14 protein-coding genes are annotated in these 18102 nt (G+C 70.6%); 9 read left to right on the top strand and 5 right to left on the bottom strand.

Features of this window, described 5'->3' with window-relative positions; all coding sequences use genetic code 11:
• Positions 1 to 93: 93 nt before the first annotated feature.
• Positions 94 to 612, bottom strand: coding sequence for a DUF4245 domain-containing protein (locus ACFVYL_RS25745; protein ID WP_389719821.1), 519 nt, complete (start codon positions 610 to 612; stop codon positions 94 to 96).
• Between the two features lie 229 nt (positions 613 to 841).
• Here ACFVYL_RS25745 and glpX point away from each other — a divergent pair, with 229 nt between their 5' ends.
• Positions 842 to 1873, top strand: a complete 1032-nt coding sequence (glpX, locus tag ACFVYL_RS25740) for a class II fructose-bisphosphatase (RefSeq protein ID WP_389719820.1) — start codon at positions 842 to 844, stop codon at positions 1871 to 1873.
• Between the two features lie 73 nt (positions 1874 to 1946).
• Here glpX and ACFVYL_RS25735 read toward each other — a convergent pair whose 3' ends face one another.
• Together ACFVYL_RS25735 and ACFVYL_RS25730 are read right to left on the bottom strand one after the other, a co-directional pair.
• Positions 1947 to 2321, bottom strand: a complete 375-nt coding sequence (locus ACFVYL_RS25735; RefSeq protein ID WP_361715714.1) for a WhiB family transcriptional regulator — start codon at positions 2319 to 2321, stop codon at positions 1947 to 1949.
• A 129-nt stretch (positions 2322 to 2450) separates the two neighbouring features.
• Positions 2451 to 3107, bottom strand: a complete 657-nt coding sequence (locus ACFVYL_RS25730) for a DUF1707 domain-containing protein (protein WP_389719818.1) — start codon at positions 3105 to 3107, stop codon at positions 2451 to 2453.
• A gap of 202 nt (positions 3108 to 3309) precedes the next feature.
• On the opposite strand from ACFVYL_RS25730, the gene ACFVYL_RS25725 reads away from it, so the two are divergent.
• Positions 3310 to 5001: a fumarate hydratase gene (locus tag ACFVYL_RS25725; RefSeq protein WP_389719816.1), complete on the top strand. Its 1692-nt coding sequence runs from the start codon at positions 3310 to 3312 to the stop codon at positions 4999 to 5001.
• 167 nt (positions 5002 to 5168) lie between these two features.
• On the opposite strand, the gene ACFVYL_RS25720 is transcribed toward ACFVYL_RS25725, so the two are convergent.
• Positions 5169 to 6704 (bottom strand): ricin-type beta-trefoil lectin domain protein, encoded by a 1536-nt coding sequence (locus ACFVYL_RS25720; protein WP_389719814.1) that lies wholly within the window; start codon positions 6702 to 6704, stop codon positions 5169 to 5171.
• A 123-nt stretch (positions 6705 to 6827) separates the two neighbouring features.
• Between ACFVYL_RS25720 and ACFVYL_RS25715 the strand changes: the two genes are divergently transcribed.
• From ACFVYL_RS25715 to ACFVYL_RS25700, 4 genes are all read left to right on the top strand, one after another.
• Positions 6828 to 8240 carry a class II fumarate hydratase gene (locus ACFVYL_RS25715; protein WP_389719812.1) on the top strand — a complete coding sequence of 471 codons (1413 nt, stop codon included), beginning with the start codon at positions 6828 to 6830 and terminating at the stop codon, positions 8238 to 8240.
• 39 nt (positions 8241 to 8279) lie between these two features.
• Complete coding sequence (locus ACFVYL_RS25710) at positions 8280 to 8966, top strand: DUF402 domain-containing protein (RefSeq protein WP_389719811.1); 687 nt, start codon at positions 8280 to 8282, stop codon at positions 8964 to 8966.
• A 116-nt stretch (positions 8967 to 9082) separates the two neighbouring features.
• Positions 9083 to 9724: a class I SAM-dependent methyltransferase gene (locus ACFVYL_RS25705; RefSeq protein WP_389719810.1), complete on the top strand. Its 642-nt coding sequence runs from the start codon at positions 9083 to 9085 to the stop codon at positions 9722 to 9724.
• Positions 9725 to 9786: 62 nt separating this feature from the next.
• Complete coding sequence (locus tag ACFVYL_RS25700) at positions 9787 to 11874, top strand: SpoIIE family protein phosphatase (RefSeq protein ID WP_389719808.1); 2088 nt, start codon at positions 9787 to 9789, stop codon at positions 11872 to 11874.
• A 95-nt stretch (positions 11875 to 11969) separates the two neighbouring features.
• On the opposite strand, the gene ACFVYL_RS25695 is transcribed toward ACFVYL_RS25700, so the two are convergent.
• Positions 11970 to 14222 carry a transglycosylase domain-containing protein gene (locus tag ACFVYL_RS25695; protein ID WP_389719807.1) on the bottom strand — a complete coding sequence of 751 codons (2253 nt, stop codon included), beginning with the start codon at positions 14220 to 14222 and terminating at the stop codon, positions 11970 to 11972.
• A gap of 238 nt (positions 14223 to 14460) precedes the next feature.
• On the opposite strand from ACFVYL_RS25695, the gene ACFVYL_RS25690 reads away from it, so the two are divergent.
• The 3 genes from ACFVYL_RS25690 to ACFVYL_RS25680 are packed head-to-tail and all read left to right on the top strand — an operon-like array spanning position 14461 to position 18079.
• Positions 14461 to 14988, top strand: a complete 528-nt coding sequence (locus ACFVYL_RS25690) for a PadR family transcriptional regulator (protein WP_389719805.1) — start codon at positions 14461 to 14463, stop codon at positions 14986 to 14988.
• The gene (locus tag ACFVYL_RS25685) at positions 14985 to 15671 is read left to right on the top strand and encodes an ABC transporter ATP-binding protein (RefSeq protein WP_389719803.1); all 687 of its coding nucleotides are present in this window, start codon (positions 14985 to 14987) and stop codon (positions 15669 to 15671) included. The genes ACFVYL_RS25690 and ACFVYL_RS25685 overlap by 4 nt, the downstream gene beginning before the upstream one ends.
• The gene (locus ACFVYL_RS25680) at positions 15668 to 18079 is read left to right on the top strand and encodes an FtsX-like permease family protein (RefSeq protein ID WP_389719801.1); all 2412 of its coding nucleotides are present in this window, start codon (positions 15668 to 15670) and stop codon (positions 18077 to 18079) included. Before ACFVYL_RS25685 ends, ACFVYL_RS25680 begins: the two co-directional genes overlap by 4 nt.
• The last annotated feature ends 23 nt before the right edge of the window (positions 18080 to 18102 follow it).

Below are 18102 nucleotides of genomic sequence, written 5' to 3'. Positions count from 1 at the left end.
CCCTTTCACGTGTCCGCGCCGAGCGGCGTCCGCCGCACCGGGCGCCGCTGCGCCCGCGCTTCGCGCGGACGACGGGGGTTCAAAGACAGGCCCTCAGGACATCTTCAGCGACTCGGTCATCTTCCTCAGCTGGCCGAAGGACGCCGTGCCGGTGACCACCGTCGTCGCACCCTTCTCCTCGCTCACCAGGGCGTTGTACTTCGAGCCCTCGTAGCGCCGCCAGGTGCGGCCGCCGATCTCGTCGGTGGCCTTGGTCTTCGAGGCCTTCTGGGTGACGTCCCTGATGAACGCGGCCGGCTTGCCGGTGGACTGCTCGATCGCGACGTACTCCTCGTCCGGGTCGAGGAAGCCCAGGTGCCAGGTGTCGTCCTCGGCGCCGTTGAACCGCACCGACGTCGGCTTCCACGCCTTGGGCAGGCCCTCGGGCGCCGCCACGGGATACGCCGCGGCCCGCCGTGCCGTCAGGAGCTCCACCCGGTAGTCGACCCGCTTGACGGCGGTCTTGGACTCGTCATGCGGGACGAAGATGTAGATCACGCCCGCCGCGAGGGCGATCACCACCAACGACCAGAGCATGTTCTTGACGGTCTGAGTGCCTTGTCTTCCTGCCACGCCCCCATGGTCTCAGGCGCCGCCCGCGCTTCTTCCCCCGGTGTCCGCGCCGTCGCCGCCGGACCCGCCCGTTCCGCTCATGCGTGGGGCCCTCTGCTCATTTTGTCGGCCTACGGATAGAGTCATGGCACACCCTCATCCGGCCGCCCTCCCGTCTCCCGTCACCGCCCTTCCAAGGACGCCCTACGGGCGCGCCACTTTTTTGTATTCAGCAGAAAGGTGCTCTCCGATGACCGAGCATCATCTCCCGTCCGAGCTCGAGGTCTCCCCCGAGGCTCCCGATCGCAACCTCGCCCTGGAGCTCGTCCGGGTCACCGAGGCCGCCGCCATGGCCGCGGGCCGCTGGGTCGGCCGCGGCGACAAGAACGGCGCGGACGGTGCGGCAGTCAGGGCCATGCGGACCCTCGTCCACACCGTCTCGATGAACGGCGTCGTCGTCATCGGTGAGGGCGAGAAGGACGAGGCCCCGATGCTCTTCAACGGAGAGCGCATCGGTGACAGCACCGGCGCCGAGGTCGACATCGCCGTCGACCCGATCGACGGCACGACCCTCTGCGCGAAGGGCATGCCGAACGCCATCGCCGTGCTCGCCGCCGCCGACCGCGGCGCCATGTTCGACCCGTCCGCGGTCTTCTACATGGACAAGCTGGTCACGGGCCCCGAGGCCGCGGACTACGTGGACATCAACGCGCCCGCCTCGGTCAACATCCGCCGCGTCGCCAAGGCCAAGAACTCCTCGCCCGAGGACGTCACGGTCATGATCCTCGACCGCCCCCGCCACGAGGGCATCGTCAAGGAGATCCGCGAGACCGGCGCCCGCATCAAGTTCATCTCGGACGGCGACGTCGCGGGCTCGGTCATGGCCGTCCGCGAGGGCACCGGCGTCGACCTGCTGATGGGCATCGGCGGCACCCCCGAGGGCATCATCTCGGCCTGCGCGATCAAGTGCCTGGGCGGTGTGATCCAGGGCAAGCTGTGGCCCAAGGACGACGCGGAGCGCCAGCGCGCCATCGACGCGGGCCACGACCTGGACCGCACGCTCTCCACGGACGACCTGGTCAAGGGCGACAACGTCTTCTTCGTCGCGACCGGCATCACCGACGGCGAGCTGCTCCAGGGCGTGCGCTACCGGGCGGCGACCGCCTCGACCTCGTCGCTGGTCATGCGCTCCAAGTCGGGCACGATCCGCAAGATCGACTCCGAGCACCGGCTTTCGAAGCTGCGCGCGTACAGTGCGGTCGACTTCGACCGCGCCAAGTAGGCGTACCGACCGGTACACATGCCGAAGGGGGCGCCCCGTGCGGGGGGGGCGCCCCCTTCGGCATGTGGTTCCGCTATCCGGCGGCCGCGATGCCCGCCGCGTGGGACGCCTTCTTCAGCTCCAGGTCGCGCCGGCGGCGGCGGGCCAGGACCACGCGGCGCTCGGCGGCGGTGAGGCCGCCCCACACGCCGTACGGCTCGGGCTGCAGGAGGGCGTGTTCGCGGCACTCGACCATCACGGGGCAGCGGGCGCAGACGCGCTTGGCGGCCTCCTCCCGCGACAGCCGCGCCGCGGTCGGCTCCTTGGACGGGGCGAAGAACAGGCCGGCTTCGTCACGGCGGCACACGGCTTCGGTGTGCCACGGGGCGTCATCATCCCGATCTCGCATGGGTGACCGCTGAGCCGGAACGGCGGCGACCTGCAGAGACTGATGCGACGGTTGCAGCACGGGTCTACTCCTGACGACGGCTTCGCGAGCGAGAGACGATGCAGCAAGCTCTACCCGCTGTGTGCGCGCCTATGCACTGAGTTCCGATGTACGGACGTGCCGCTTCCCCGCCGTGGCCGACGGACGCCGTCAGTGGCCGGTGCGCCTGCCCAGCCGCCGGTGCAGATCGCGGACGAGCTTGCCGCGCTGGGGCCGCGCCTCGATGCTGCCGAGGACCGCGATGCCGTCCACGAAGACCACGGGGGCGTCCTGGTCCGGCGAGTCGACGGTGTTCACCTCGAAGCTGCCGAGGACGCCGCCGCCGCTGCCGCGCAGCGAGACGTTCTCCGGGACGCGGATGTCGACCGAGCCGAAGATCGCGAGGGCCTTGATGACCACCTGGCGCTGCTCGAAGATCGCCTCGCTGAGGTCGATCTCGACGCTGCCGAACACGGCGTACGCGTGCGTGCGGCGGCCCACCCGCCAGCGGCCCCTGCGCGCCGAGCTGCTGAGCACCGCGACGAGGTTCTCGTCGGCGACCGGCGGGACGACGCCGGGGGACGGCCGGGAGGGGGCGGGCTCGGGGGCGCGGCCCCGGGCGGGCGCCGGGGCGTGGGCGGCGGGCAGGTCGCGGACCAGCGGCTCCAGGTCCGCCATGGTCTTGGCGCGGTACACCCCGTCGATCCGCTCCGCGTGCTCCTCGGCGGTCAGCCGGCCCTCGGCCAGGGCCTCGCGCAGGATGTCCGCCGTGCGGTCCCGGTCGGCGTCGGAGGCACGGAGCGCTGGGGGATGCTTTTCGAGGTCCACGCAGAGCAGCGTACCCAGACGCGATAGATCGCGACTACCCCTGTATCGCGACTATCCGGCGCGCCGACGGGCCGGGCCCCGGCCCGCGGCCACGTCTACTGAGCCTTACCTCACAGGATCGGCCCGCCGGGCGCGCTCTACGCTGGATGGCGCGTCGCCAATGGAGGCCGCGCCGCTGTCTGCCGAGTGAGGAATGGCCGTAATGTCTGTTAACTCCCGCCCGCCCGCCCCGGCGTTCGAGTACTCCGAACTGCTGCCGCTGGGAGAGGACACCACCCCGTACCGGCTGGTGACCGCCGAGGGTGTCTCCACCTTCGAGGCCGACGGGCGGACGTTCCTCAAGGTCGACCCGGAGGCGCTGCGCAAGCTGGCCGCCGAGGCGATCCACGACATCCAGCACTACCTGCGCCCCGCCCACCTGGCCCAGCTGCGGCGCATCGTCGACGACCCGGAGGCGTCGGGCAACGACAAGTTCGTGGCGCTCGACCTGCTGAAGAACGCGAACATCGCGGCGGCGGGCGTGCTCCCCATGTGCCAGGACACCGGCACCGCGATCGTCATGGGCAAGCGCGGACAGAACGTCCTCACCGAAGGTGAGGACGAGAAGGCACTCTCCAAGGGCATCTTCGACGCGTACACGAAGCTGAACCTGCGCTACTCGCAGATGGCTCCCCTGACCATGTGGGAGGAGAAGAACACCGGCTCCAACCTCCCCGCCCAGATCGAGCTGTACGCGACCGACGGCGGCGCCTACAAGTTCCTCTTCATGGCCAAGGGCGGCGGCTCCGCCAACAAGTCGTTCCTCTACCAGGAGACGAAGGCCGTCCTGAACGAGGCCTCCATGATGAAGTTCCTGGAGGAGAAGATCCGTTCGCTGGGCACGGCCGCGTGCCCGCCCTACCACCTCGCCATCGTCGTCGGCGGCACGTCCGCCGAGTTCGCCCTGAAGACCGCGAAGTACGCCTCCGCGCACTATCTGGACGAGCTGCCCGCCGAGGGCTCCGCGACCGGCCACGGGTTCAGGGACAAGGAGCTCGAGGAGAAGGTCTTCGAGCTGACGCAGAAGATCGGCATCGGCGCGCAGTTCGGCGGCAAGTACTTCTGCCACGACGTGCGCGTGGTGCGCCTGCCGCGCCACGGTGCCTCGCTGCCCGTCGCCATCGCCGTCTCCTGCTCGGCGGACCGCCAGGCCACCGCGAAGATCACCGCCGAGGGCGTCTTCCTGGAGCAGCTGGAGACGGACCCGGCGCGCTTCCTGCCGGAGACGACGGACGAGCACCTGGGCGAGGAGGAGAACGTCGTCAAGATCGACCTCAACCAGCCGATGGACGACATCCTCGCCGAGCTCACCAAGCACCCGGTGAAGACCCGCCTCTCGCTGACCGGCCCGCTCGTCGTGGCCCGCGACATCGCGCACGCCAAGATCAAGGAGCGGCTCGACGCGGGCGAGGAGATGCCGCAGTACCTGAAGGACCACCCGGTGTACTACGCCGGTCCGGCGAAGACCCCCGAGGGCTACGCGTCCGGCTCCTTCGGGCCGACGACGGCCGGGCGGATGGACTCCTACGTGGAGCAGTTCCAGGCCGCCGGCGGCTCCAAGGTGATGCTCGCCAAGGGCAACCGGAGCAAGCAGGTCACCGACGCGTGTGACGCGCACGGCGGCTTCTACCTCGGCTCGATCGGCGGTCCGGCCGCGCGCCTCGCGCAGGACTGCATCAAGAAGGTCGAGGTCGTCGAGTACGAGGAGCTCGGCATGGAGGCGGTCTGGAAGATCGAGGTCGAGGACTTCCCGGCCTTCATCGTCGTCGACGACAAGGGCAACGACTTCTTCCAGAACCCGGCCCCCGAGCCGACGTTCACGCACATTCCGGTGCGCGGACCGGGCCTGGCGTAGTACGGCGTGCGCCCCTTCAGGGGCGCGGGGAACTGCGCGACAAGCCACGACGCGCCCGCGGCGTCAGGCCGCGCAGTCCCCCGCAGGGGCGGTTCCTAGGCCCTGTCGTCAAACTCCCGTCTGCCTCGCGACCCTCCGGGCGAACGACGCGAGTTTGACGACAGGGCCTAGGCGAACCGCTGGTTCGCCGCCCCGGTGCACTTCTGGAGCCGCACCGGCTCCTTCGCCCCCGCAAGGGTCAGACAGAGCCCGCTCTCAGCAGCGGGACGCAGCGTGCCCGCCGCACGGACGAACTTCTGGTTGGCGCCGCCGTGGCAGTTCCACAGAGTGACGGCGGTGCCTTCCTTGTACGCGCCGTCGGGCACGTCCACGCACCGGTCCTGGGTCAGGCCGGTGTGCAGCGACCGCTGCGTGTCGTCGTACCACCAGGTCTGGTTGCGGTTGCCGGTGCAGTCCCAGCCCTGGACCTTGATGCCGTTGCGGCTCTTGGACGCGTCGACGTCCACGCAGGTCCCGGTGGCCTCGTTCTTCAGGGGCTTGTACGCGTCGTCCCAGGCGCCTTCGTACAGCTTCGGGCTGCCCGTGCTCGCGGGGTCGGCGCAACTGCCCTCACGCTTGCCGGAGTTGTAGATCTGGGTGAGGCAGGACGCGAAGGCGGCGTGGCCGCGGGCGTTCGGGTGGAAGGACTGGCGCACCGAGTTGGAGTCCGGCGGGAACGGGTTCGACAGGTCGACGTAGAGGCCCCGCGCCCAGGTGTCCTCCATGCAGACCTCGTGGCCGTGGAAGAGCCGCGAGTTGTCGAGGTAGGTCGCGCCCGCGTTCCGCGCGGCCTTGCGCATGCCGGTCCCGAAGGCGGGCACCGCGTAGTTGCGGCCCCACTCGGTGTCGGAGTCGTAGCCGAGTCCGCCGCAGGCGAGCTTGCCGGGGAACGTGGGGTTGTCGCGGAAGTCCGGGCCTATCGGGCTCGGATACCCCATGGCGACGAGCTTGTAGTCGCCCTCCTGGTAGCCCGCGTCCTTCATGACGGTCTTCAGGTCGCGGATGGACTGCTCGACCTTGGGCACGAGCCCGTCCACGCGCGCCTGCCAGCCGTCGTTGTACTTGCCCGCGCACGCGCCCTGGCTGAGCAGGAAGCGGGTGACGCAGTCCGTCATCACCCCGGAGAAGTCGAGGTCGTCGTTGGCGCCGATGACCAGCAGGATCGTCTTGATCTTCGTATTGCGCGCCTTGACGGCGAGGTTGTCGCTCTGGACCAGCTCGTCGGCGTACTGCTTCTGGCCGCCGATCCTCATGTTGACGGTCTGCGCTCCCGAGCAGGCGACGTTGTACGTCACGTCGGCCGGGATGCCGGTGCGGTGGATCGCGGCGTCAGGCGAGCGGTGGCACCAGTTGTCGGGGCCGTCGGTGCCGGGTTCGTACGTCCCGACGCCCTCGCCGGAGATCTCACTGTCGCCGAGCGAGATCAGGCCGGTCTTGCGGTCGGCCATCGGGCGCTCGGCCGGACTGCCGTAGAGCTTCGTGGCCTCGGCCGCCCGGATCTTCTCGAGGTCGGGCGGGAGGGGCGTCGCGGCGGGCGCCTTCCCTCCGCTCTCGTCCGCCGCCTCGGCGGGTACGGCGGCTGCCGTGCCGAGCACGGCCGTCATCGCGACGGCTGCCGCGAACGAACATCGCAGTCGGCCACCGCTGCTTCTGATGCGCTTCATTGCGCCTCCCCGGTGTGGTGTTACCCAGGGTTTTTACTGGTCAGTAGCAGGCTTGGGAATACCTGGAACAAGACAAGTGCTCAACTTTTTTACGGGGTTTGAACGGAGAGGTAGGTTCAGGGCATGACCAGTGACGCCAGCGACGACCGCACCGGCGAGTACCGGATCGAGCACGACTCCATGGGCGAGGTACGGGTCCCCGCGCACGCCAAATGGCGGGCCCAGACCCAGCGCGCGGTGGAGAACTTCCCCATCTCGGGGCAGGTCATCGAACGCGCCCACATCGCCGCCCTCGCACAGATCAAGGCGGCCGCCGCCCAGGTCAACGCGGAGCTCGGCGTGCTCGACAAGGACGTCGCGGAGGCCATCGCCGCCGCGGCCGCCGAGGTCGCCGACGGCCGCTGGGACGACCACTTCCCGGTCGACGTCTTCCAGACCGGCTCCGGCACCTCGTCCAACATGAACACCAACGAGGTCCTCGCCACCCTCGCCACCGAGCGCCTGGGCCGCGACGTCCACCCCAACGACCACGTCAACGCCTCGCAGTCGTCCAACGACGTCTTCCCGTCCTCGATCCACATCGCGGCGACGAACGCGGTCACCGGCGACCTGATCCCCGCCCTGGAACACCTCGCCGCCGCCCTGGAGCGCAAGGCGGAGGAGTTCGCGGACGTCGTGAAGTCCGGCCGTACGCACCTCATGGACGCCACGCCCGTGACGCTGGGCCAGGAGTTCGGCGGGTACGCGGCCCAGGTGCGGTACGGCGTCGAGCGGCTGCGCGCCTCGCTCCCCCGCCTCGCCGAACTGCCGCTCGGCGGCACGGCCGTGGGCACCGGCATCAACACCCCGCCCGGCTTCGCCGCCGCCGTCATCGCCGAGGTGGCGCGGGCCACCGGGCTGCCGCTGACCGAGGCGCGCGACCACTTCGAGGCGCAGGGCGCACGGGACGGCATCGTCGAGACCAGCGGGCAGCTGCGGACCATCGGCGTCGGCCTGACGAAGATCGCGAACGATCTGCGGTGGATGGCGTCGGGCCCGCGCACCGGCCTCGCCGAGATCAGCCTGCCGGACCTGCAGCCCGGCTCGTCGATCATGCCCGGCAAGGTCAACCCGGTCATCCCCGAGGCCGCCCTGATGGTCGCCGCGCAGGTCACCGGCAACGACGCGACGGTCGCCGCGGCCGGCGCCGCGGGGAACTTCGAGCTGAACGTGATGCTCCCGGTCATCGCCAAGAACGTCCTGGAGTCGGTCAGGCTGCTCGCCAACGTCTCCCGGCTGCTCGCCGACCGCACCGTCGACGGCATCACCGCCCACCGCGAACGGGCCCGCGAGTACGCCGAGTCCTCGCCGTCCGTCGTGACGCCGCTGAACAAGTACATCGGGTACGAGGAGGCGGCGAAGGTCGCGAAGAAGTCCCTCGCCGAGCGGAAGACGATCCGTGAGGTGGTCCTGGAGTCCGGGTACGTCGAGCGGGGCGACCTCTCCCTGGAGCAGCTGGACGAGGCCCTGGACGTCCTGCGCATGACACATCCCTGACGGAGCCCGGACCGACGGGGCGGCGTCTAGTATCTGTCCATGACAGACCTCGACGGGCAGACGACGGCCGGTGGCGGAGCGGCGCGGTGGGCGCCGGGGGATCACATCCTGTGGCGGTACCGGGAGAACTCCGGGCACCGCGTCCACATCTGCCGCCCCGTCACCGTCGTGCGGGACACCGAGGACCTGCTCGCCGTGTGGATGGCGCCCGGCACCGAGTGCGTGCGGCCGGTGATCGCCGACGGGACGCCCCTGCACCACGAGCCGCTCGCCACCCGCTACACCAAACCGCGCACGGTCCGCACGGGCCACTGGTTCGGCACCGGCGTCCTCAAGCTCGCGCGGCCGGGCGATCCCTGGTCGGTCTGGCTCTTCTGGGACGCGGGCTGGAAGTTCAAGAACTGGTACGTCAACCTGGAGGAGCCGCGCGTCCGTTGGGCCGGCGGCGTCGACTCCGAGGATCACTTTCTGGACATCTCCGTGCGCCCGGACCGCAGCTGGCGCTGGCACGACGAGGACGAGTTCGAGCAGGCCCGCAGGGTGGGTCTGATGGACGCGGGAAAGGCCGCTGACGTCCGCGCCGCCGGGCGGGCCGCACTTGACGTGATCGAGACCTGGGGGGCGCCGTTTTCGGACGGCTGGCAGCACTGGCGGCCCGATCCGTCCTGGGTCGTACCCTCCCTTCCGGATGACTGGGACCGTACGCCCGCGCATGTGTCCTCATGAGACCCTTGATGCGCCCCCGTGGTTCAAACGTAGGATCGTCCTCCGCAAGGGCGCACAGCAGCAACTCCGTGCGTCCGCGCGGTGCCTGACAGGAAGTCATCGAGGGGCGGCAGAACGTGAGCGAGGACCGCAGAGGTCAGGCCGAGGCCTTTGACGCCATCGGGCAGCACTACGACGACGCCTTCCCGCACAAGGAAGGCCAACTGGACGCCGGAGGCCGCCTCGCCGCGGCGCTCCCGGCCGGTTCCGCCGTTCTCGACGTGGGCTGCGGTACCGGCCTGCCGACCGCCCGCCAGCTGACCGAATCCGGCCACTCGGTCCTCGGCACGGACATCTCGTCGGGCATGCTGGAGCTGGCGAGAAAGAACGTCCCGGCAGCCCGGTTCCGGCAACTCGACATCGCGGAGCTGCGGGCCGAAGGGCCGGGCGGGGTCGGCACGTTCGACGGCATCGCCTGCTTCTTCTCCCTCCTGATGCTGCCGCGCGCGGAGATCCCCGAGGCACTGCGGCTGCTGCACGGCCTGCTGCGGCCCGGAGGCCTGATGGAACTGTCCATGGTCGAGGCCGACCTGGACGACGCGGCGATTCCGTTCCTGGGGCACACAATCCGGGTATCGGGTTACCTGCGGGACGAACTGCGGCAGGTCGTGCGGGAGGCGGGCTTCGAGATCACCGGCGAGGACACGTATGCGTACGCCCCCGCAAGCACCGACGCACCACCCGAGTACCAGGTCTTTCTGCACTGCCGACGCGGCTGAGCAACGTGCAACGCTGGACGGCGCGCACGGCGCGCAGCCCCGGACGGACGGATTCGAAACGCGTGACGGAGCACCTCACCCCCCACGAGGGTCGCAAGGCACCAGCTGCCCGGCCGACCGCCCCCGCGGATACCCGCGGGGCGCTGCTGCGTTCCCCCGAACACCCGGAGGGCGGCGGCGCCGGCGCCGGATCAGCGGCACAGGCAGCACCCGCCGGCGAGTCGCGTTCGGACGCCCCCGTGCCGTCCGGCGAGCACTCCCCGTCCTCGGCCGCCGAGCCCGACCCGCACCGGCCGCGCCCCGCGCCCGAGAGCGGCGTGCCGTCCCAGCCCGGGCCCGCCCCGGGCGGCACCGCCCTGCCGCCGGACGGCGAGGAGCGGCGCTCCGGAGCGCCCAGGCCGCCGGGTTCGGGTCCGGTGGCGATGCGGCGTGACGGCGACCGGCTGCGCTTCGTGGGCGCCGCGACCCGGCGCATCGCCCGCGGCATCGACCTCGACGAGATCGTGATGGGGCTGTGCCGGGCGACGGTGCCGACGTTCTCCGACGCGATCCTGGTCTATCTGCGCGACCCGCTGCCGGTCGGCGACGAGCGGCCCACCGGACCGCTGGTGCTCCGCCTGCGCCGCACCGACCGGCTGCGCTCCATCGAGGAGGGCGCCGAGGAGCCGGACACCGAAGGCGGCAACGCCGTGCCCGCGCTGCAGATGGTGCAGCCCGACATCACCGACGTGCTGGGCAGCGCCGAGCTGTGCGAGGTGCGGCCGGGCGGCGCGCTCGCCGAGGTCCTGCGCGGGGTGCGCCCGGTCTTCGCGGACTCGGCGGCGGCGCGGGCGGCGCTGCCCGAGCTGCTCGGCGAGGGGCGCACCCTGCCGGGCGGGCAGCGGGCGATCCTCGCGCCGCTGCGCGGCCGGCGCCGGGTGATCGGCGCCGCGGTGTTCCTGCGCCGCCCTGACCGGCCCGCGTTCGAGGGGGACGACCTGCTCGTCGCCGCCCAGCTGGCCACGCACAGCGCACTCGGCATCGACAAGGCCGTCCTGTACGGCCGCGAGGCGTACATCGCCGACGAGCTGCAGCGCACCATGCTCCCCGAGACGCTGCCGCGCCCGACGGGCGTGCGGCTCGCCTCGCGCTACCTCCCCGCGGCCGAGACGGCGCGGGTCGGCGGCGACTGGTACGACGCGATCCCGCTGCCCGGCAGCCGGGTCGCCCTGGTCGTGGGCGACGTCATGGGCCACTCCATGACCTCGGCGGCGATCATGGGCCAGCTGCGGACGACCGCACAGACCCTGGCCGGGCTCGACCTGCCGCCCCAGGAGGTCCTGCACCACCTGGACGAGCAGGCCCAGCGGCTCGGCTCCGACCGCATGGCCACCTGCCTGTACGCGGTGTACGACCCGGTCTCGCACCGCATCACCATCGCCAACGCCGGGCATCCGCCGCCCGTCCTGCTGCACCTGGGCGGCCGCGCCGAGGTCCTCCGGGTCCCGCCGGGCGCGCCGATCGGCGTGGGCGGCGTCGACTTCGAGGCCGTCGAGCTGGACGCCCCCGCGGGCGCGACGCTGCTCCTCTACACGGACGGGCTCGTCGAATCCCGGCTGCGGGACGTGTGGACCGGCATAGAGCAGCTGCGCGAACGGCTCGCCGCCACCGCCCAGTTGACGGGCCCCGACCACCCGCCGCCCCTGGAGGCCCTCTGCGACGAGGTGCTCGACATGCTCGGCCCGGGCGACCGGGACGACGACATCGCGCTGCTCGCCGCCCGCTTCGACGGGATCGCGCCGAGCGACGTCGCGTACTGGTTCCTCGAACCGGAGAACGCGACACCGTCCCGCGCCCGCCGCCTGGCCCGCAGCGCGCTGGTGCGCTGGGGCCTGGAGGAGCTCACGGACTCGGTGGAGCTCCTGGTCAGCGAGGTCGTGACGAACGCCGTGCGGTACGCGTCGCGGCCGATCACGCTGCGGCTGCTCCGTACCGACGTGCTGCGCTGCGAGGTCGGCGACGACGTCCCGCAACTGCCCCGCCTGCGCAACGCCCGCGCCACCGACGAGGGCGGCCGCGGCCTGTATCTCGTCAACAAGATGGCGCGGCGCTGGGGCGCCACCCGGCTGAGCACCGGCAAGGTGGTCTGGTTCGAGCTGAACCGGAGCTGAGCGCCCTGCCGGGCCCGTACGACGAAGGCGCCCCGGACCGTTTCGGTCCGGGGCGCCTTACTTCGTAGGGGACTCGCAGGGGACTCCGTACGGGGTCAGTCCCTGCCGAACAGCCCGTCGTCCGGATCCTCGGGGTCGATCGTCGAGGTCGGCGTGTCCGTCGGGGTCTGCGTCGGCGTGTGCGTCGGCTTCTGCGTCGGGGTCTGCGTGGGCTTCTGCGTCGGGGTCTGTGTCGGCTTCTGCGTGGGCTTCTGCGTCGGCTTCTGTGACGGCTCCGTCGGAGTGCTCGTCGGCTGCTCGGGCGCCTTCGAGGTCGGGTCCGGCGGCGGCGCGACGGCCGCGCCCATGTCCGTGTTGAGGTCGAACTCGCTCGGCGCGCCCATGGCATCGAACGTGTAGGCAGCCCAGATCTCGGCGGGGAAGCTGCCGCCGTCGATGCGCGGCTCACCGGCGACGCCCTTCATGGAGACCTGCTTGTTCTTCTCCGGGGTGCCCGGGGCGCCCTCACCGAACAGGCCGACGGAGGTGACCAGCTTCGGCGTGTAGCCGGTGAACCAGGCCGACTTGTTGTTGTCGGAGGTACCGGTCTTGCCCGCCACGTCCTGCCCGGCGTTGCGCACCGCGTGGCCCGTACCGTCGTCGACCACGCCGGTCAGCACCGAGGTGAGCGAGTCGGCCGTGCCGCGCTTGACGACCTCTTCGCCGACCGGGTCGGGCAGGTCGATGGTGCGGTCCTTGTGCTCGACGGAGCCGACGAGCGCCGGGGTGACCTTCTTGCCGTGGTTGTCGAGCGTGGCGTACACGCCCGCCATCTCCAGCGGGCTCGCGCCCATGGAGCCCAGGGTCTGCGCGGGCACGGCAGGCAGGCCCTTGACGTCCATGCCGAGCTTGCCCGCCATCTCCATGACCTCGGGCATGCCCACGTCGACGCCCATCTGCGCGAAGACGGAGTTGATGGACTTGTTCATCGCCTTCTGGACGGTGACGGGTCCGTAGTCGACGTGGTCCTCGTTGGGCGGCGCGAAGCCGACCTCGCTGCCCCTGACCGGGCGCCTGCTGGTGCCGTCGTAGATCGTGCCGGCCGTGATCGGCTTGCCGTCCTGCGTGGTGGCGCCGTGCTCCAGGGCCGCGGCGAGGATCAGCGGCTTGAAGGTGGAGGCGACCTGATAGTCGCGGCGGGTGGCGTTGTTCGTGTAGTGCTTCACGTAGTCCTCGCCGCCGTACATGGCGAGGACCTTGCCCGTCTTGGGGTCGACGGACGCGGCGCCCGCCTGGACCCGCGCGTCCGCCTTGTTCTTCTTTCGGTCGAGCTTGTCGTTCAGCTTCTTGTCGACGGCCTGCTCGAGCTGCTTCTGCTTCTTGGGGTCGATGTTCAGCGTGACGGTGTAGCCGCCCGCCTCGAACTCGGCCTCGCTGAGGTTGCTGTTGCGCAGGACCTCGCGCTTGGCCTCCTCCACGAGGTAGCCGATCTGGCCCTCGCGGCCGGGCGGGGCCTTGGGGTTCTCGGGCGTGGGGAACTTCATGGCCGAGCGCTTGCCGGAGTCGAGCCAGTCCTCCTCGACCATGTTGTCGAGGACGTAGTTCCAGCGCTGCTTGACGAGCTTCTTGCCGGTCGGCGTCGCGGCCGCCCAGTCGTACTGGCTCGGGGCCTGAAGGAGCGCCGCGAGGTAGGCGCCCTGCTGCACCTCCAGGTCCTTGGCGTCGACGCCGTAGTAGGCCTGGGCGGCGGCCTGGATGCCGTACGCGCCGCGGCCGTAGTAGCTGGTGTTGATGTAGCCCGCGAGGATGTCGTCCTTGCTCTTCTCGCGGTCCACCTTCAGCGAGATGACCAGTTCCTTCAGCTTGCGGCTGACGGTCTGGTCCTGGCTGAGGTAGTAGTTCTTCACGTACTGCTGGGTGATGGTGGAGCCACCCTGCTTGCCCTTGCCGGTCACCGTGTTCAGCACACCGCGGGCGGTGCCCTTGAAGTCGATGCCCTCGTCCTTGTAGAAGGACTTGTTCTCCGCGGCGACGAAGGTCTTCTGGACGTCCTCGGGGACCTTGTCCAGGTCGACGATCTCGCGGTTCACGTCGCCGGTGCGGGCGATGACATCGCCGTTGCTGTACCTGTAGACGTTGCTCTGCATCTTCGCCGCGGGATTGCCCTCGGGTATGTCCACCACGAGGTAGAGGACCACGAAGCCGACCATGCCGAGCAGGCAGAATCCGAGGAACGTACCGAGGATCTTCTTCCAGGTGAAGAAGCGCCGTATGCCGGTGCGCTTGGGCTTGCCCCCGCCGGACGGGCGCCCGCGCGCTGCCCGGCGGGCCCCGCGCTGCCGCGCTTGTCGTTCTTCGGCTCGGCCCATGACTGAGAGTGCTCCGCTTCCGTCTAGTCCTCATGCGTACGTCGAGTCAGCTCATGAAGCTAACACCGCACCGCAGGACAAACTCCTGCCCATCCGGTCTTTTCCGGACGTGACAATGAGCACCTGCCCCTAAGGAACCGACGTTCGCGAGGCCCCGATGGTTGCGCGCCCCTCGCGCAAATGATCTCTACACCCTGGGTATACATCGCACGTATACACACCGTGTAGAGTGCTCCGCATGTCCATTGGCCACACCCTTCTGGGTCTTCTGGAATCCGGCCCCCGGCACGGTTACGACCTCAAGCGCGCCTTCGACGAGAAGTTCGGGCACGACAAGCCCCTGCACTACGGGCAGGTCTACTCGACCATGTCGCGGCTCTTGAAGAACGGCCTCGTCGAGGTCGACGGCATAGAGGCGGGCGGCGGTCCCGAGCGCAAGCGGTACGCGATCACCGAGGCGGGCATCACGGACGTCCAGCGGTGGCTCGCCACCCCGGAGAAACCGGAGCCCTACCTCCAGTCGACCCTCTACACCAAGGTCGTCCTCGCGATCCTCACCGGCCGCGACGCCGCCGAACTCCTCGACGTACAGCGCGCGGAGCACCTGCGCCTGATGCGCATCCTCACCGACCGCAAGCGCAAGGGCGACCTCGCCGACCAGCTCATCTGCGACCACGCGCTCTTCCACCTCGAAGCCGATCTGCGCTGGCTGGAGCTGGCCGCCGCACGTCTCGGCAAGCTCGCCCAGGAGGTGCGCTCCGCATGACCCCCGCAGGTTCCCTTCTCGTGGCCGACGGACTCCGCAAGGAGTACGGCCCGACCACCGCGCTCGACGGCGCGTCGTTCTCCATCCACCCCGGCGAGGTCGTCGCCGTCATGGGCCCCTCCGGCTCCGGAAAGTCGACCCTGCTGCACTGCCTCGCCGGGATCGTCCGCCCCGACGCGGGCTCCATCACGTACGGCGGCCGCTCGCTGACCGGCATGTCGGACGCCGGCCTGAGCGCCCTGCGCCGCAGCGAGTTCGGCTTCGTCTTCCAGTTCGGCCAGCTCGTGCCCGAGCTCACCTGCGTCGAGAACGTCGCGCTCCCGCTGCGCCTCAACGGCGTCAAGCGCAAGGCGGCCGAGGCGACCGCCCGCTCCTGGATGGAGCGTCTGGAGGTCGACGACGTCGCCGCCAAGCGGCCCGGTGAGGTCTCCGGCGGCCAGGGCCAGCGCGTCGCCGTCGCCCGCGCGCTCGCCACCGGCCCGCGTGTCGTCTTCGCCGACGAGCCGACCGGCGCCCTCGACTCCCTCAACGGCGAACGCGTCATGGAGCTCCTGACCGACGCGGCCCGCTCCACCAACGCGGCCGTCGTCCTGGTCACTCACGAGACCCGCGTCGCCGCCTACTCCGACCGCGAGATCGTCGTACGCGACGGCAAGTCCCGCGACATGGAGCGGGCCTCATGAGTGACACCCGAGTCCGCCCGGGGCCCTCGGTCGCGGCGCCGGCCGCCGTGGCCCCGACCGGAGTCGCGGCCTGGATACGCGACCTGGGCATGGGCATACGGTTCGCCACGAGCGGCGGCCGCGAGGGCTGGATCCGCACGATCCTGACCGCCGTCGGCGTCGGCCTCGGCGTCGCGCTCCTGCTCGGCGCCGCGTCGGTGCCGAACATGCTGCAGAACCGCGACGACCGGTCGTTCGCGCGCACACCGCACTCCTCCTTCGACGGCAAGCCGCTCAAGGCGACCGATTCGACGGTGGTCATGCGCAACACCGGCACCACGTTCCGCGGGAAGAGCCCGACCGGCCTCTTCCTGCGCGCCGACGGCAAGAACCCGGCGCTGCCGCCGGGACTCGACAAGATCCCCGCGGCGGGCGAGATGGTCGTCTCGCCCGCGCTGCGCGACCTGCTCGACGACCCGGCGAACAAGCTGCTGAAGGAACGTTTCCGCGACTACCGCGTGACCGGCACCATCGGCGAGGCCGGCCTCCTCTCACCGGTGGAGCTCTACTACTACGCGGGCAGCGACAAGATCACCGCGACGGGCAACAACTACCGCGTCGAGAGCTTCGGACAGGACGACTCGCTGCCCCTCGACCCGTTCCTGATGGCGCTCGTCGTGCTGATCTGCGTCGTGCTCCTCACCCCGGTGGCGATCTTCATCGGCACGGCCGTGCGGTTCGGCGGCGACCGGCGCGACCGGCGGCTCGCCGCCCTGCGCCTGGTCGGCGCGGACGCCCGTGCGGTGCGCAGGATCGCGGCGGGCGAGGCGCTGTTCGGCGCGCTCCTCGGGCTCGCCGCGGGCGCCGTGTTCTTCCTGCTCCTGCGGGAGCTGGTGGGCGTGGTCGACCTGACGAACGTCAGCGCCTACCCCTCCGACATGGTGCCCTCGCCCGGCCTGGTCGCGCTGGTCGCGGTGGCCGTACCGGTGTCCGCGGTCCTGGTGACGCTGATCTCGCTGCGCGCGGTCGCCATCGAACCCCTCGGCGTGTTCCGCGGCGCCAAGCAGCGCAAGCGCCGCCTGTGGTGGCGGCTCGTCCTGCCGGTCCTCGGCATCGGCATCCTGCTCTACTCCGGCCGCATCGACCGCGACATGGGCAACGACTCCGTCAACGTGACCGCGATCGCGGTGGGTTCGGCGCTCTCCCTGATCGGGCTCAGCGCGCTGCTGCCCTGGCTCGTCGAGGCCGTCGTGGGACGGCTGCGCGGCGGTCCCGTGCCCTGGCAGCTCGCCGTGCGCAGGCTGCAGCTGACGACCGGTTCGGCGTCCCGCGCGGTCAGCGGGATCACCGTCGCGGTGGCCGGCGCGGTGGCGCTGCAGATGATGTTCGCGTCCATGCACGACGATTTCAACGCGGTCACGGGCCAGGACACCACGCGCGCCCAGCTCACGGTCCGCAGCGGGGCCGTCAGCGGCCCCCTCAGCCAGCGGATGATCGACGACTTCGCCGCGACCAAGGGCGTCACCAAGGTCATCGGGACCGTGCAGGCGTTCGTCACCCGGCCCGGCGGCAAGAAGGTCAATGACCTCACGCCGACCACGGAGGTGACCATCGGCACCTGCGCGACCCTGCGCGAGCTGGCGGACATCGGCTCCTGCAAGGACGGCGACACCTTCATCTCGCACACCGGCAGCAAGGAGCAGAACGGCTGGGTGGACCAGACGGCACGCCCCGGCAAGCCGGTCAACGTCGGGCCCGACCCCGACTACGACAAGAAGGCCAAGCCGGTCCTGTGGACACTGCCCAAGGACACGCCCACCGTCCAGGCACGGTCCAACCCGTCCGGCAGGAAGATCGACGGCATCTTCGCGACGCCGAGCGCCATCGACGTCAAGAAGCTGGACGACGCGTCGACGACCTCCTGGGTCAAGACCGACCCGAAGGTGGCGGACGCCGAGGAGTACGTGCGCAACACGGCGCTGCGCATCGATCCGTTCATCGGCGTGGACACCCTGAAGTCGGTCGACCGCGACAAGCAGTACGCGTCCATCGCGCGCGGCCTGCAGATCGGCGCGAGCGCCACGATGGCGCTGATCGCGGCGTCCATGCTGGTGTCGATGATCGAGCAACTCCGGGAGCGCAAGCGCCTGCTCGCGGCGCTCACCGCGTTCGGCACGCGCCGCTGGTCGATGGCGTGGTCGCTCCTGTGGCAGACGGCGATCCCGGTCGCCCTGGGCCTCGCCCTCGCGATCGGCGGCGGTCTCGGCCTGGGCGTGGTCATGACGCGCATGATCGGCAAGGAGGTCACCGACTGGTGGTCGTTCCTGCCCCTGACGGGCGCGGGCGCCGCGATGGTCGCCGTCGTGACGCTGCTCAGCCTGCCGCCACTGCGGCGGATGATGCGCCCGGACGGCCTGCGCACGGAGTAGCGCCGAAGGGGCGCGGGGAACTG

The sequence above is a fragment of the Streptomyces sp. NPDC058308 genome, assembly GCF_042880275.1.
GTDB lineage: Bacteria > Actinomycetota > Actinomycetes > Streptomycetales > Streptomycetaceae > Streptomyces.
Note: the sequence above shows the minus strand (reverse complement) of the source record. Positions and strands in the feature narration are given on the sequence as shown.